Annotated in this window: 15 protein-coding genes; 6 read left to right on the plus strand and 9 right to left on the minus strand. The window is 62.2% G+C overall.

Going from position 1 to position 14,591, the window contains the following annotated elements; all coding sequences use genetic code 11:
- Positions 1 to 265: 265 nt before the first annotated feature.
- The 3 genes from ACV8MC_RS17665 to ACV8MC_RS17675 all read right to left on the minus strand — a co-directional run bounded on the left by ACV8MC_RS17665 (position 266) and on the right by ACV8MC_RS17675 (position 3,160).
- On the minus strand, positions 266 to 1,165 hold the full coding sequence (locus ACV8MC_RS17665; RefSeq protein ID WP_056789108.1) for a bestrophin family protein: 900 nt from the start codon (positions 1,163 to 1,165) through the stop codon (positions 266 to 268).
- 25 nt (positions 1,166 to 1,190) lie between these two features.
- Entirely contained in the window at positions 1,191 to 2,189 is a 999-nt protein-coding gene (gene moaA, locus ACV8MC_RS17670) for a GTP 3',8-cyclase MoaA (RefSeq protein WP_457262799.1), read from the minus strand.
- A gap of 119 nt (positions 2,190 to 2,308) precedes the next feature.
- Entirely contained in the window at positions 2,309 to 3,160 is an 852-nt protein-coding gene (locus tag ACV8MC_RS17675) for a CAP domain-containing protein (RefSeq protein WP_095181988.1), read from the minus strand.
- A 197-nt stretch (positions 3,161 to 3,357) separates the two neighbouring features.
- Here ACV8MC_RS17675 and ACV8MC_RS17680 point away from each other — a divergent pair, with 197 nt between their 5' ends.
- Positions 3,358 to 3,978 (plus strand): cell wall hydrolase, encoded by a 621-nt coding sequence (locus ACV8MC_RS17680; protein ID WP_130929693.1) that lies wholly within the window; start codon positions 3,358 to 3,360, stop codon positions 3,976 to 3,978.
- On the opposite strand, the gene ACV8MC_RS17685 is transcribed toward ACV8MC_RS17680, so the two are convergent.
- Complete coding sequence (locus ACV8MC_RS17685; protein ID WP_016775166.1) at positions 3,975 to 4,688, minus strand: murein L,D-transpeptidase catalytic domain family protein; 714 nt, start codon at positions 4,686 to 4,688, stop codon at positions 3,975 to 3,977. The two genes, ACV8MC_RS17680 and ACV8MC_RS17685, sit on opposite strands and share 4 nt — an antisense overlap.
- 152 nt (positions 4,689 to 4,840) lie before the next feature.
- On the opposite strand from ACV8MC_RS17685, the gene ACV8MC_RS17690 reads away from it, so the two are divergent.
- Entirely contained in the window at positions 4,841 to 6,457 is a 1,617-nt protein-coding gene (locus ACV8MC_RS17690; protein WP_457262800.1) for a L,D-transpeptidase family protein, read from the plus strand.
- A 150-nt stretch (positions 6,458 to 6,607) separates the two neighbouring features.
- Here the strand turns inward: ACV8MC_RS17690 and ACV8MC_RS17695 are convergent, their stop codons facing one another.
- The 4 genes from ACV8MC_RS17695 to ACV8MC_RS17710 form a co-directional block, all read right to left on the minus strand.
- Entirely contained in the window at positions 6,608 to 7,450 is an 843-nt protein-coding gene (locus ACV8MC_RS17695; RefSeq protein WP_457262802.1) for an NAD-dependent protein deacetylase, read from the minus strand.
- A 54-nt stretch (positions 7,451 to 7,504) separates the two neighbouring features.
- Positions 7,505 to 8,551 (minus strand): class I SAM-dependent methyltransferase, encoded by a 1,047-nt coding sequence (locus ACV8MC_RS17700; RefSeq protein ID WP_457262804.1) that lies wholly within the window; start codon positions 8,549 to 8,551, stop codon positions 7,505 to 7,507.
- Positions 8,552 to 8,701: 150 nt separating this feature from the next.
- Positions 8,702 to 10,012 carry an ATP-binding protein gene (locus ACV8MC_RS17705; RefSeq protein ID WP_457262806.1) on the minus strand — a complete coding sequence of 437 codons (1,311 nt, stop codon included), beginning with the start codon at positions 10,010 to 10,012 and terminating at the stop codon, positions 8,702 to 8,704.
- The gene (locus tag ACV8MC_RS17710) at positions 10,009 to 10,749 is read right to left on the minus strand and encodes a response regulator (protein ID WP_024013314.1); all 741 of its coding nucleotides are present in this window, start codon (positions 10,747 to 10,749) and stop codon (positions 10,009 to 10,011) included. Before ACV8MC_RS17710 ends, ACV8MC_RS17705 begins: the two co-directional genes overlap by 4 nt.
- Before the next feature lie 297 nt (positions 10,750 to 11,046).
- Between ACV8MC_RS17710 and ACV8MC_RS17715 the strand changes: the two genes are divergently transcribed.
- From ACV8MC_RS17715 to ACV8MC_RS17725, 3 genes are all read left to right on the plus strand, one after another.
- Positions 11,047 to 11,310, plus strand: a complete 264-nt coding sequence (locus ACV8MC_RS17715; protein ID WP_016775158.1) for a DUF2790 domain-containing protein — start codon at positions 11,047 to 11,049, stop codon at positions 11,308 to 11,310.
- Between the two features lie 33 nt (positions 11,311 to 11,343).
- Positions 11,344 to 11,766: a hypothetical protein gene (locus tag ACV8MC_RS17720; protein WP_457262808.1), complete on the plus strand. Its 423-nt coding sequence runs from the start codon at positions 11,344 to 11,346 to the stop codon at positions 11,764 to 11,766.
- Between the two features lie 89 nt (positions 11,767 to 11,855).
- Positions 11,856 to 13,067 (plus strand): cytochrome c biogenesis protein DipZ, encoded by a 1,212-nt coding sequence (locus ACV8MC_RS17725; RefSeq protein WP_457262810.1) that lies wholly within the window; start codon positions 11,856 to 11,858, stop codon positions 13,065 to 13,067.
- Between the two features lie 17 nt (positions 13,068 to 13,084).
- Here ACV8MC_RS17725 and ACV8MC_RS17730 read toward each other — a convergent pair whose 3' ends face one another.
- The gene (locus ACV8MC_RS17730; protein WP_457262811.1) at positions 13,085 to 13,546 is read right to left on the minus strand and encodes a GNAT family N-acetyltransferase; all 462 of its coding nucleotides are present in this window, start codon (positions 13,544 to 13,546) and stop codon (positions 13,085 to 13,087) included.
- 230 nt (positions 13,547 to 13,776) lie between these two features.
- Between ACV8MC_RS17730 and ACV8MC_RS17735 the strand changes: the two genes are divergently transcribed.
- A complete protein-coding gene (locus ACV8MC_RS17735; RefSeq protein ID WP_056789144.1) occupies positions 13,777 to 14,589 on the plus strand; it encodes a class I SAM-dependent methyltransferase in 813 nt (270 codons plus the stop codon).
- The last annotated feature ends 2 nt before the right edge of the window (positions 14,590 to 14,591 follow it).

Consider the following 14,591-nt stretch of genomic DNA (forward strand, 5'->3'; position numbering starts at 1 on the left):
CGTTGGCGGAAAGCGTCGGCGGCAGGGCAGGCCCGGCGACCGGTGTGCCCGGATAGTAAGGGGGAATTCGCGCGCGTGTAAACGGAAGATTCGTCGGTGGCGCTTTCCACCGTTTGGGCTAATTGACCGAGTTGCCTTTTTCGCGAGCAGGCTCGCTCCCACAGGAGAATGCATTTCAACTGTGGGAGCGAGCCTGCTCGCGAATGGCCGCACCTCGGTCCCGAGAGGACGCGCCGGGCCATCTCGTTGTTTGCCGCTGAGCCATTCAGCGCAGCACGTAGTCGTCCGGCTCCGGCGCGGGGGGCAATGGCGAGACGCCCAGTTCGTACAGCACATCGCGCTCCAGGGTGCGCACCAGTGCATCGGTCGGCAGATCGTTTTCATCGCGCCCGAACGGATCTTCGAGTTCATCGGCAATCGCGTCAAAGCCGAAAAAGGTGTAGCTGACAATTGCCGTGAACAGCGGCGTCAACCAACCCAGCGATTGCGCCATGGCGAACGGCAGCAGCAGGCAGAACAGATAGATGGTGCGGTGCAGCAGCAGGGTGTAAGGGAAGGGCAGTGGCGTGTTCTTGATCCGGTCGCACACCGCCTGGGCCTGGCTCAGGCAGGTCAGGTGATTGGCCAGCAACTGATAACGCCATGGCGACAGCACACCGGCCGTTTCCAGCGCTGAGCACTGGCGCCCGAGCTGATGAAGGATCTGTCCGCAGTGATCCGGCGCAGCCCCATCGATCGGTGGGCTGACCCAGTCGGTGCTGGCCTGCTCCTCGCTGTCTCCACGCAGCCGTGCATTCAACGCGTGGGCGAAACCGCACAGGTTGCGCAACAGTTGTCCACGCAGGCGGGTGTCATCGAGGCCTTGGGTTTCGCGCATCACCGCGCGCACCCGCAACAGCACCTCGCCCCAGGCCTTGCGCCCCTCGTACCAACGGTCGTAACAGGCGTTATTGCGGAAGCTCAGGAAAATCGACAGCGACAGGCCGAGCAGGGTGAACGGCGTCGAATTGATCTGGGCGAAGTAGCTCGGCACCAGAAGTTCGATCAGCACAATCGCCGCCGCCAGCAGTGTCAGCATCAAGGTGCGCACGGCGATGCGTTTGGCGATCGAGCCTCTAAGGGTGAACAGCACGGCGAACTGATTGGGTCTCGGTCTGACGATCATCTCGCGGTCCCGGTTGCGCGGCGAATCAGCCGCCGGTCATGTTCATGAAACGCACCACTTGCACGTCGTCGTTGACTTCGAAATTGTGTCGATACGGCTTGAGTTTCATCGCCTCGATGATCGCGTTTTCCAGGCGTTCCGGGTGGCCGGGATGGGCGCGCAACACCGCTTTGAGGTCCATCGAATGCTCGTTGCCCAGGCACAGCAGCAAGCGACCTTCTACGGTCAGGCGCACGCGATTGCAGGTGCCGCAGAAGTTGTGGCTGTGCGGCGAAATTAAGCCCAGACGAATGTTTGGTGCTTCCGCCACGCGCCAGTAGCGCGACGGCCCTTGCGTCGATTCGGTCGAGTCGATCAGGGTGAAGCGTTCGGCAATGCGTTCGCGCACTTGCGCGCTGGAGTAGAAGGATTCGGCGCGGCTGTGTTCGGCGATCGCGCCCAGCGGCATCTCTTCGATGAAGGAAATATCCAGATCACGCTCGATGGCGAAACTGACCAGATCGTTGATCTCGTGATCGTTGCGGCCCTGCATCACCACGCAATTGAGTTTGGTACGGGTGAAACCGGCGGCACGTGCGGCATCGATGCCGTCGATGACCTGCGCCAGATCGCCGGTACGGGTCAGCTCTTTGAAGCGCTGCGGATCGAGGCTGTCGAGGCTGATGTTGAGACGCTTGACCCCGGCGTCGAACAGCGGCCTGGCCAGTCGGCCCAATTGCGAGCCGTTGGTGGTCAGGCACAGCTCGCGCAGGCCGGGCAGGGCGGCGATCTGTTCGCAGAGTTGCACAACGCCGGGGCGGATCAGCGGCTCGCCACCCGTGAGGCGGATCTTGCGCGTGCCGAGGGCGACGAAGCTTTGCGCCACCTGGAACAGCTCTTCGAGGGTGAGGATCTGCTGGCGCGGCAGGAACTGCATGTCCTCGGCCATGCAATAGACGCAGCGAAAATCGCAGCGGTCGGTCACCGACAGGCGCAGATAATCCACGCGGCGGTTGTGACCATCGATCAATTCACGCTGTGTCATGGGCTCGCCTCGTGGATGTGGAACGCCGTCAGCGGGCGCAGATCGCGCAGGGTAGGCTGCGCTCGCCACGCCGTCCAATCACTCTGGCTGACCGAGTGATTGACGGCGTCGATGATGCCTTACGGTGCGCCAAACATTGCCGTCCAGTAAATGCCGGCGTTGCTTTTCGGATCGGTCGCGTAAGCGGCGCCCAGTTCCTGATATTGCGGATTCATCAGATTGGCGCAATGGCCTGGGCTGGCGAGCCAGCCGTCAACGACCTTGCCGACGGTGTCTTGCCCGGCGGCGATGTTTTCACCGACCAGTTGTCCGCTGTAACCGGACAGTTCGGCGCGGTCGCCCGGCGTGCGGCCGTCGCGGTCCTTGTGGTCGAGGTAATTGTTGTTGGCCATGTCGCGGCTGTGGTCCTGAGCGACCGTGCCCAGCGTGGCGTTCCACGCCAGCGGTGCTGCCGCCGCGAAGGACTGGCCGCCGCACTGGCGCGCCTGGCTGCGCGCGGTATTGAGTTGCGCCAGCAGCTTTTGCCCTTCGCTTTGTGCATCGCCGAGTTTCGCCGTCAGCAACGGCCGCGCGAGGACGATGCGCCAGTCGCGGTCAACGCGGTTGACACCGATATCGACAAACTGCGGATCGAGCACCACCTGACAGAAGCTTTCCTGAATCGCCTTCATTGCTGACGCCGCATCGCGGGGGCCGTTGAGGGTGATCGCCTGCACGTTGACCATCGGGTAGTGGGCGCTGGTCATGGCCTGCTGCAGATCAACCGCGCCGCTGGCCGGCAGGCGCAGCCGTGGATCGGCCGACAGCGGTGGCAACTCGTTTGACGCCTGCGTGCCGCAACGCTGGGGCTGGCTGCGATAGCTGTTGATCGACTCGATCAATTGCAGTTCATCGGCGGCCAGCGCCGAGGTGGCGAACACCACGCCCAGCGACAATGCGGCATAACGCAAAACGGACGGCATGAAGCGCATGGAAATCTCCCTTGAGCTGAATGCGCCCATGATGCGCGAAAGGCCCCCGGTGAGTGAATGTGTTTTTCTTTGCGGCGGATTTTTTCTGCGCTGGTGTGCCCGCGCATTTGCTCGCTACACTCTGCGAAGACCCCGCAAACCGGGCGTCTCACCGACGTAACATCTTGCCCCGGGCGGGCGCTGACGGAAGAATCGACATGGGATCGAAAGGCTTGGCGGGCGGTTTGTTGTGGATCTTTTTGACCGGCGCAGCATGGGCCGGGGCGCAGGCGCCGATCGAGGCCAAGGCCGAACAGAAAGCCGAGGTGCTTGAAGAGAAAGCGGCGGATAAAGTCAGCGCTGCTCCGGCGCCGAAATCCGAGGCGATCACCCCGACCGAAGCGCAGGCGGTGGACCCGGCCGGCGCCGCGCCGCTGGACGATCCGCTGACCTGTCTGGCGCGCAGTATTTACTGGGAAGCCAAGGGCAAGGACACCCCGGAAATGGAAGCCGTCGCCAGCGTGGTGATGAATCGCCTCGGCCATGACGGCTTTCCCGACACGGTATGCGCGGTGGTCAAGCAAGGTTCGGAAAGCGGCAACTGCCAGTTTTCCTGGTGGTGCGATGGCAGGCCCGATCAGGTCAAGGAAGACGCCGAATACGCGTTGGCCAAGGAAATTGCCGGCAAGGCGTTGAACCGTCAGCTCAAGGACCGCACGCGCGGTGCCCTGTATTTTCACGATCGCGGCGTGCACCCGAGTTGGGCCAAGGCCTATCGCAACACGGCGCAGACCGGCAGGTTCCTGTTCTACAAACCCGCCGGAGGCGACGCGCGTTAACTGGCGTGGGTGTTGAGAATGCTCGCCACCTGCTGCGGCTGGCAGTTCAGGTACGGTGACTTCTGCAGCCAGCGTTGATCCGGATACCAGGAAAACATGAACTGGCCGTTCTTCAGGCGATCGATCACCTGTTTGGCAATCTGCGGCCGCACGGCGGGGCAACCCTGACTGCGGCCGATTCGCCCCTGACGCTTGCTCCACAGCGGGTTCACGTAACTGGCGGCATGAATCACGATCGCGCGATCGCGGGCCAGATCATTGAAACCGGGTTCCAGACCATCCATGCGCAGCGAGTAGCCGTGGGTGCCTTCGTAGCTTTCCTGGGTGCGGAACAGCCCGAGGCTGGACTGGTAACTGCCTTCGCGGTTGGAAAACTGCGTGGCGAAGTTTTCCCCGGAGTTCGAACCGTGGGCAACCAGATCGCGCAGCACCAGCTTCTTTTTGCTCAGGTCGAAGATCCACAGGCGGCGTTCGGTGGACGGTTGCGAATAATCGATGATCGCCAGATGTCGCGAGGGTTTCGCGCCGTTGTTGACCGCGCATTGCATGGCGTTCAATGCACCTTTGAGCGCTTGGGGATTGAGTTCCGGCGCGGCGTGGGCGAGGCTGTTGTAGAGAACCGGCGATGGCTTGCCGGCGGCAAATACTGGGCTGGTCACGGCGACAAGGGTCGCGGTGCTCAACAGAAGTCGGCGCAAAAACGTCAACATTTTATAAAGTGTCCTCAACTTGCTACATAAACGGCACTTTGGCTCCTGACTCCCAGTCAATACCCGCAGGCTCGCGGTTCGAGCCTGACTGTTCAGCGCACCTGATGTAAGGTTGACCGTCATCTGGACGGCCATGGATTGGAGTAAAGCAGTTGTTCAAAAAGTACGCATGCTACTTGAGCATTTGTTTGCTCGCTGCGCCGTTTGTCGCTTGCGCCGATGAGCCGCTGCCCCCGCTCGAAACCCTGCCGACGCCTGAAACGCAATTGCCGGTCGAGCCGCGCAGCCCGTTGCAGGCGGTTTTGATCAGCCTGGCGCAGTCGTGCCCGGCGATCGCTCCGCGGCTCAATGGCCCGGCGTTGAGCCAGTTGCAGGCGTTTTATGAACAGCAGGACTGGATGCCGGTGTGGGCGAGTGAGTCCGCACGCTTGCCGGCATTGCGCGCGCAATTGCAGCTGTTGGCCGATGATGGGTTGAATCCGAATCGCTACGCCGTGGCCACTACGCCGCCGCAGGACGGCGAGTTGTGCGCCGACATCGACATCAGCCGCAACTACTTGCAGGCCTTGCAGGATCTGCATTACGGCCGTCTGTTGCAGTCGCATTTCGAACCGCTGTGGCGTGTCGACGGCCCGCCGACCGATCGTCAGGCGCAATTGCTCAGCATTGCCGTGCCGGGCATGAACGATATTGCTGCGGCGTTCGACCTGGCGCGTCCGCATCTGCCGCAATATCAAAGCCTGCGTCAGCTGTATGCCGCGCAACGCTTGCAAGCCTTGCCGCAATGGCAGCCGGTGGGCAACGGCCCGTTGCTGCGTCCGGCGATGGAAGACCCGCGCGTGCCGGAACTGGCCCGTCGTCTGTACAACGAAGGTTATCTGGCACATGCGCTGGTCACGCCGGATAACGCCTACGATGACGTGCTGGTGGAGGCAGTGAAACACTTTCAGGCCAGCCATTCGTTGCAGGCTGACGGCGTGGTCGGGCCGGGCACCATTGCCGAGCTGAACATCAGCCCGCTGACCCGCCGCGATCAGTTGCGGGTCAATCTCGAACGTTTCCGCTGGATGGCCCAGGACATGGAACCCAGTGGTCTGGTGGTCAATGTCGCGGCCGCTGAGCTGACGCTGTATCAGGGCGGTCAGCCGGTATGGCAGACCCGCACTCAGGTCGGCCGCGCCGAACGCCAGACCCCACTGCTCAAATCCCGCGTCACCCGGCTGACGCTGAACCCGACCTGGACCGTTCCGCCGACTATCTGGAAGGAAGACAAGCTGCCGGAAATCCGCAAGGACCAGACCTTCCTCAGCCGCCAGAACCTGCAAGTGCTCGACGCCAACGGCCAGCCTCTGGCAGCGGCCGATATCGACTGGGACAACCCGGGCAACATCCTCCTGCGTCAGGACGCCGGCCCGCGCAATCCGCTGGGGCAAATGGTCATCCGTTTCCCCAACCCGTTCTCGGTCTACCTGCACGACACGCCGAGCAAGGCGCTGTTCGACAAAGGCCCACGGGCGTTCAGTTCCGGTTGTGTGCGCGTCGAGCACCCGCTGCAACTGCGCGATCTGCTGCTGTCCCCGGCGGAAAAAGCTCGCACCGAGACTTTGCTGGCAACCGGCACCACCCATGAATTTCGCCTGTCGGCGCCGGTGCCGATCCTGATGACCTACTGGACGGCGCAGGTCGACAGCAGTGGCCAGGTGCGTTATGCGCCGGATATCTACAGCCACGACAGCGCATTGCTGGCGGGGCTGGATCGGGCGCATTGAGTCCGGCACCAGCACGGCAGTCAAAGATCTGAGTTCGATGAGTGATTTCAGGTCGACGAATCCCGTACAAACACCTCGGTCAGTCCCCTCTCCCTCGGGAGAGGGCTAGGGTGAGGGGCCGATTTCAAGCCGAACCCATTACTCAAAATCTCACCGCCTCAGCTCCTCCACCAACCACGGCAAAAGCTCCTCACACGAGCCTTCAATCTTCAAATCCAGCAGATCATCCGCCCGGGTCTTGCCCAGATTGATCGCCATCAACGGCTTGCCACGCTCGGCAATCACCCGACACAAGCGAAACGCCGAATACGCCATCAACGACGATCCCACCACCAGCAACCCCGCCGCATTCTCGGCGGCGGCCAGCGCGCGTGCCGCTGTCGTCGGCGCCACGTTCTCGCCGAAGAACACCACATCCGGTTTCATCCGCTCACCCGCGCAATGCGGGCACCGGGGCACTTGAAACCGCGCTTCAAACGACGGATCCAGCAAGGTATCGCCATCCGGCGCCTGCACCGCATCAACACCACTCAGGTAGGGATTGTGTGCCTCCATCTGCTGCTGGATCGCATCGCGCTCGCTGCGTTGCCCGCAATCCAGGCAAAGCACCCGATGCAGACTGCCATGCAGCTCGATCACATCCTGGGTGCCGGCCTGATCGTGCAAGGTATCGACATTCTGCGTGATCAAATCGCTGATCCGGCCGCGCTGCTGCAACGTCGCCAGCGCCTCATGCGCCGCGTTCGGTCGGGCCTGACGGACGCGCGGCCAGCCGAGCATGGCCCGCGCCCAGTAGCGCCGGCGTGATTCCGGGGCGGCAAGAAATTCCTGATACATCATCGGCTGCCGCCCGCGACGCACGCCGTCACTGTCGCGATAGTCCGGAATGCCCGACGGCGTGCTGATGCCGGCGCCGGTCAATATCAGGAATTTATCGTCGGCCATGGCCTGCAACAGCGTATCGAGATGTTCGCGGATCGGGCTATCGAGCATGCTCAGCACTCCAGAATGGGCAGTGCCCGCAGGTTAGCATGCGATCCGCTCGGGTTACTTGCGCGCCTCCAGTATCAGGTTGAAAGGCGTCTGCGTGGCGCGACGGAACTGCTTGAACCCGGCCTCGACAAAGACTTTGCGCAGGCGCATTTCCCCGGCCTGCGCACCGAGCCCCAGGCCGACTTCCTGGGACAGCGAATTGGGCGTGCAGATAAACGTCGAGGCGGCGTAGAACAGGCGCCCGACCGCGTTGAGATTGTCGTCCAGTTTGTCGTTGGCGAACGGTTCTACCAGCAATACCGTGCCATCGTCTTTCAGCGACTCATAAGCGTGGCGAGCGGCGCCGACCGGGTCGCCCATGTCGTGCAGGCAGTCGAAAAAGCAGATCAGGTCGTAGTCGCCGCCAGGATAGTTTTTCGCCGTGCCCTCAAAAAATCTGGCGCGATTGCCCACGCCGCCTTCTTCGGCCCGTTGCGTGGCCACGGTGACTGACGGCGCGTGGAAGTCGAAGCCGACAAACTGCGATTTGGGGAACGCCTGGGCCATGATCACCGTTGAGGCGCCGTGACCGCAGCCGATGTCGGCAACCTTGGCACCGTGTTCCAGCTTGGCCACCACACCGTCCAAGGCCGGAAGCCATTCGGCAATCAGGTGACCTTTGTAGCCGGGGCGGAAGAAGCGTTCAGTGCCGCTGAACATGCACGGATGGTGATCGCCCCAAGACAAGGCGCCATTGCCGCGCATGGCCTTGACCAGTTTGTCCTTGTCATGGAAAAACGACGCCACCACGCCGAGACCGCCAGCGACGTACACCGGCGAATCCTCCACGGCCAGCGCCAGTGCCTGTTCTTCAGGCAAGCGAAATTGACCGTCAAGGTGTTCCATATAGCCCGATGCGGCATGGGCGCTGAGCCATTCACGCACCAGGCGCGGATTGCAGGTGGTTTTTGCTGCGAGGGCTTCGGGGCTGATCGGTTGGCTGTCGGCCATTGCCCGGTACAGACCGAGTTCTTCGCCGACGATGACATTGGCCAGCATCGCCGCGCCGCCCATGTCGTTGACCAGTTTGCCCATGAATTCGTTGAGCTTCGCCTCATTCATCACGTGTGCTCCTGAAACAGGATCACCGTCCGGCGGCGTTGAATGTCGAGGCAGGCGCCACCGGGCGGTGGTCACGGATTGGGGCAGGGCACAGCAGACGTCCTGCGGCCCCCTCGACTGGGTAATGAATGAGTCTAGTCGGTGTTTTTCTCAGCGTGGCAGCGGCAACTTCAGTTCAGCGCACAACCCGCCACCTTCACGATTGCTCAACAGCAGCGAGCCACCGAGCGCCAACGCCAATTGCTGGGCGATCGCCAATCCGAGCCCGGTGCCGCCGGTGTCACGATTGCGCGAGTTTTCCACGCGATAGAACGGTTCCAGCACCTGCGCCAACTCGGCCTCGGCGATGCCCGGGCCGCGATCGAGGACTTTCACCGACAGGCAGTTGCCCTGCGCTTCGACCTGCAATTGCGCGGCGCCGGCGAATTTCAGGGCGTTGTCGGTCAGGTTCACCAGGACCCGGCGCAGGGCCTGCGGGCGGGTTTCGATTACCGCCTTGCTCTTGCCGCCGAGCTGCACGTCCTTGCCCATGTCCTGATAGTCGAAGACCAGGCTGTCGAGGAACGAGTCGAGATCAGTACGCCGGCTCTCTTCGGTGGCGCCGTGAACGCTGCGGGCGTAGGCCACGCCTTCGCGCACCAGATGCTCGATTTCGCCGAGATCGCTGCTCAGTTTGTCTTTTTCGACCGAGTCGTCCATGAACTCTGCGCGCAATTTCATCCGGGTGATCGGCGTTTGCAGGTCGTGGGAAATCGCCGCGAGCAGTTGCATGCGTTCTTTCAGGTAGGCGGCGATGCGCGTTTGCATGGCGTTGAACGCCCGCGCGGCGTGGACCACTTCGGTCGGCCCTTGCTCGTCGAGTTTGATCGGATGGGCGTTGGGGTCGAGGGTTTCCACCGCATTGGCGAGGCGGGTGAGGGGGCGAATGGCGATGCGCACGGCGAGCCATGTGCAGAGGATCAGCAATGCCAGTTGGCCGAGCAGCACCACCGGCAACCATGGTGACAACGGCACCATCGCCGGACGGATATCGATGGTCACCGGGCTGCCGTCGCTCAGGCGCAGGTGGCCCTGGAAGTGTTGTCTCGGACCGCCGGGAACTTCGGTAAACACGATTGGATAAGTGTCGCCGATGGCCGCCGTAATTGAGGCAATCGCGACGGACTTTTCAGCCGAGGTCACCGGCATGCCCGGTTCGCCCTCGTTGAGCAGGTAGCCGTAATTGCGCCGGGCCAGTCGCGGCAGCCAGGCCTCGCGCTCGGCGGCGGGCAGGCGATCGAGGATCGCCATCGAAGTCGAGACGTCGGTTTCGAGGTTGCCGAGCATGGTGCTTTTCGCGCTCTGGTAACGCTCGTAATACTGCGCGCCGAACGACAGGCCCTGCGCCAGAATCAGTCCGATCAGGAAAATCAGCGACAGGCGCGAGGCGAGAGTGCGCGGCCATTGCAGCTTGAGTTTCATGCCGAAGCCCCAAGCAGTTCGACCGGCAGCGAGAACACATAACCTTCACTGCGCACGGTCTTGATATAGGCCGGCTCGCGGGCATCGTCCAGCAGGCGTTGACGCAGGCGACTGACCAGCAGATCAATGGAACGGTCGAACAGATCGGCCTCGCGGCCCTGGGTAAGATTGAGCAGTTGATCGCGGCTGAGCACCCGTTGCGGGTGGTCGAGGAACACCCGCAGCAAGCGGTATTCGGCACCGCTGAGGGCAACCATGGTGCCGTCGCTGTCGAGCAGGTGCCGGGCCGAGGTGTCCAGCTGCCAACGACCGAAGGCCAGCAGGCGTCCGGCTTCGGTGACCACCAGGTTCGGCGGCAACATGCGCGTGCGGCGCAACACGGCGTTGATCCGCGCCAGCAGTTCGCGGGCGGCGAAGGGTTTGCTCAGGTAATCGTCCGCGCCCATTTCCAGACCGATGATGCGGTCGGTCTCATCGTTGCGCGCGGTGAGCATCAGCACCGGCGTGGCCTTGTGTTTGCCTACACGCAATTCGCGGCACAGCTGCAGGCCATCGTCGCCGGGCATCATGATGTCGAGCACGATCAGGTCGACAGTGTTGGCATCAAGGAAGCTGCGCATCTGCCGGCCATCAGCGACCACTGTCGTGCGCAGGCCGTTCTTCTTCAGGTAGTTGCCTACCAGTTCACGGATCTCGCGGTCGTCGTCGACGATGAGAATGTGATCGACATGTTCCATCGGTTCAAGCCTCTGTCAAAGGGGGAATGCCGTGCAGTCTATAGCGCCGTAGACCGCACGCCTGCCTGCCTTTGTATTGCAGTGTATCTGCCGCAGCGGCGGATACACACCGACGCAAAATCACGATTTTTTCGGGGTTTTGTATCGCTGTGTATCTACACGCTGCAGGGATACACAACGAGTGATTCTCGTCCTTTCCTGACACAGACGCGATACCTCGAAGGCCTCAAATAGGCTCCATCGAGGCACACACAGACTGCCTCGGCTCAAACCCACTGAAGCCTTGAGGACTACACCATGAACAACAAATCCGTATTCGCCGCCTGCCTGTTCGCCGCTCTGAACATCTGCACCCTGTCGGCCCACGCCGAAGCTGACGTCAGCCGGCAAACCTACACCTACGGCACCCATCTGGATATCCAGAAAGTGCTGTCGATGACCGAAGACACCTCGGTGACCTGCGGCATCACCGAGGCGCGCATGACCTACCTCGATTCCGCCGGCAAAACCCGCGAGCTGGATTACAGCAAATTCGCTGACGGCTGCAACAACCAGAACTGAGTCATCCCTACTTTTTCTGCAAGGAGTTTTGCCATGAACAACGTCTCGCGCTTTCTGACCGCAGCAGCCTTCGCCTTCACCGGTGCCGCCGCCCACGCCAACAGTGCTGTGGAGCACAGCAGTTGCGCCAGCAGCACCTGCTTCCAGCTGACCACGGTCGCGAAGGAGGGCAGCGATGCACTGATCGCCGCTGATGGTTCCAGCCGCACGCCGCAGGGGCAGATGGTTGCCGCTGACGGGTCGAGCCGCACGCCGCAGGGCCAGATGGTTGCCGCTGATGGATCGAGCCGCACGCCGCAAGGCCAGATGGTTGCTGCTGACGGATCGAGCCGCACACCGCAGGGCCAGACGGTTGCCGCTGATGGTTCCAGCCGCACACCGCAAGGCCAACTGGTCGCGGAAAACGGTGCCAGTCGCACGCCTCAAGGGCAGCTGCTGGACGGCCAGACCGCATGAGCCACGGCGTAGATAAAGCAGGCTAGCGAGGGACGTTTCCCTCGCTGCCCGGTTGCGTGCCCAGCCCCCACATTCAAGGTGACCCCGTTATGTACCTCATCGCATTTCTCGGCGGTCTGCTGACCGTCCTCAGTCCGTGCATCCTGCCGGTGGTGCCGTTTCTGTTCGCTGGCGCCAACCGTACCCGTTCCTCGATCTTGCTGACCCTCGCCGGCATGGCGCTGACCTTTGCGCTGATCTCAAGCCTCGCGGTGGTCAGCAGCGAGTGGGTGATTCAGGCCAGCAACACCGGCCGCCACGTTGCCTTGTTGGTCATGGCGCTGTTCGCCCTGTCGCTGATCTCGGCCCGCGTCGGTGACTGGCTGACCAGGCCCTTCGTCGCCCTGGGCAATCGTCTCGATCAGGACACCCGTAAAAGAGCCGGACCGATGGGTTCGATCATGCTCGGCGTCGCCACCGGCCTGTTGTGGGCGCCCTGTGCCGGGCCGATCCTTGGGGTGATTCTGACCGGCGCAATGTTGCAAGGCGCCAATGCCCAGACCAGCCTGTTGCTGCTGGCTTACGGCGTCGGCAGTGCCTTGTCGCTGGGCACGTTGATCTTCGCCGGGCGCGGTCTGGTCAATCGGCTGAAACCGTCGATCCCGTTCAGCGGCTGGTTGCGCCGTGGTGCCGGGGTTGCGGTGCTTGCTACAGTCGCGGTGATTTCCACGGGCGCCGATAAGACTTTGCTTGCCAACACCTCTTCCGAAGGCGTGGCCAGCTTCGAGAAAAACGTCCTGGAAAACGTGCCGAAAGTGGTCGACTACTTCGTCAGCAAGGTCCGCGCCGATTCGATGATGGACCAGGCCCGGGGCTCAATGCCGTCGCTGTCGGGCGCTGTGCAATGGCTCAATTCACCAGAGCTCAGTGCCGAATCCCTGCGCGGCAAAGTGGTGCTGGTGGACTTCTGGACCTACGACTGCATCAACTGCCAGCACACCCTGCCGTACGTCAAAGACTGGGCGAAGAAATACGAGAAGGACGGCCTGGTGGTGATCGGCGTGCACACACCCGAGTATGGCTACGAGCGCATCATCAACAACGTCAAGGATCAGGTGAAAAAACTCGGCATCACCTACCCGGTGGCCATCGACAACGACTACGCGATCTGGCGCAACTTCGACAATCAATACTGGCCGGCGCATTACCTGATCGACGCCAAGGGCCAGATGCGTTACAGCCACTTCGGTGAAGGTCGCTATGCCGAGCAGGAGCAGATGATCAAGCAGTTGCTGGAAGAGGCGAAAGCTCCGGCAGCCTGATCAAAAAAACCAATGGCTCACAGGTCGCGGACCATGAGCCATTGTTGTTTTTCCCACGCCTGAAAACCCTCCAATAGCTGCCAGCCGCGTTTACCGTAGTAGTCGTGTTTGTCTTGCGTGTGCAAGTACAAGCGCGACACCCCACGCTGCTTTGCTGCCTCGCAAATCCCTTCAATCAGCTGCTCCGCCAAGCCTCGCCCGCGCGCCTCGGGGTCAACGAATACGCAGGCGAGCCATGGGCCGAGATCGGCGCGATCAGCCAAGTCGTTGCGGGCCAGTGCGGCACCACCCAGCAGGTGTTCACCGTCCATGGCAATCAGGCACGACCATTCGCCATTGCTTTGGCCCTCGGCAAATTCGCGCTGCCATTGAGCCAGGGGCTGGTCGGCGTATTCGTAGTGGAATTGTTGGTGAATCCACGCCGCGTAGCGATCGCTGTGTTGCATGTGCGCGGCGAGCCAGTCGAGGTGCAGTGACATCGGTCGAGTCCTTTGCGTGGGCGAGCCCGCATCAGAAACCAATCCCGCGACGCTGACAATGCGCAAGGTGTATCAGGTGCTTGACAGATTCGCGCCGCTCATCGGCAAAGTGCCGGGTTTATGGGGCTGGCGGACGATTGACAGGGACGCCGTGCAGCCTCGGCGCGATAGTGACCAAGCACAGTCTGCGCCGCCGACTGTGCATTCTCTCTGCCACGGAGCTCGCTGTCATGAGTACCCCGCTTGATCTCACTGCCCTGAAGGAACGTCAGAAAGTCGCTTGGGCCAGTGGCGACTACGCCGTGATCGGCACCACCTTGCAAATCGTTGGGGAAAACCTCGCCGAGGCTTGCGATCTGCGCTGTGATGAACAGGTGTTGGATGTCGCTGCCGGCAACGGCAATGCAACCCTGGCAGCGGCGCGGCGCGGTTGTGTGGTGACCTCGACCGATTACGTCGCGGCACTGCTGGAGCGTGGTCAGGATCGTGCCCGGGCCGAGCATCTGGAGGTGATTTTTCAGGTGGCCGATGCCGAGGCTTTGCCTTTCCCCGATGAAAGCTACGACGCCGTGTTGTCGACGTTCGGCGTGATGTTCGCGCCTGACCAGGTCACCGCCGCTGCTGAACTGGGGCGGGTCTGTCGTCGCGGCGGGCGGATTGGTATGGCGAACTGGACGCCGGAGGGCTTCGTCGGCCAGATGTTCAAGACTCTCGGCCAGCATCTGCCACCGCCAGCAGTGGCCCAGCCACCGTCGAACTGGGGCTCGGATGCGTGGCTGCACAAGCATTTCGATGACCGCGATTTTGTCGTGCGCGTGACCCGCAGCCACTTCAATTTCCGCTACCGCTCGGCGGCGCATTTCATTGACATTTTTCGGCACTGGTATGGGCCGGTGCACAAGGCTTTTGCGGTGTTGCCAGCGGAGGCCGGGCAGGCGCTGGAGGATGATCTGACCGAGTTGCTCAATCGCTCGAATCGCGCGGGGGAGGCGTCGCTGGTGGTGCCGAGTGAGTATCTGGAGGTGGTGATTACCAAGCGCTAGTC

It is taken from the genome of Pseudomonas sp. PK-RTE-24 (assembly GCF_054052265.1).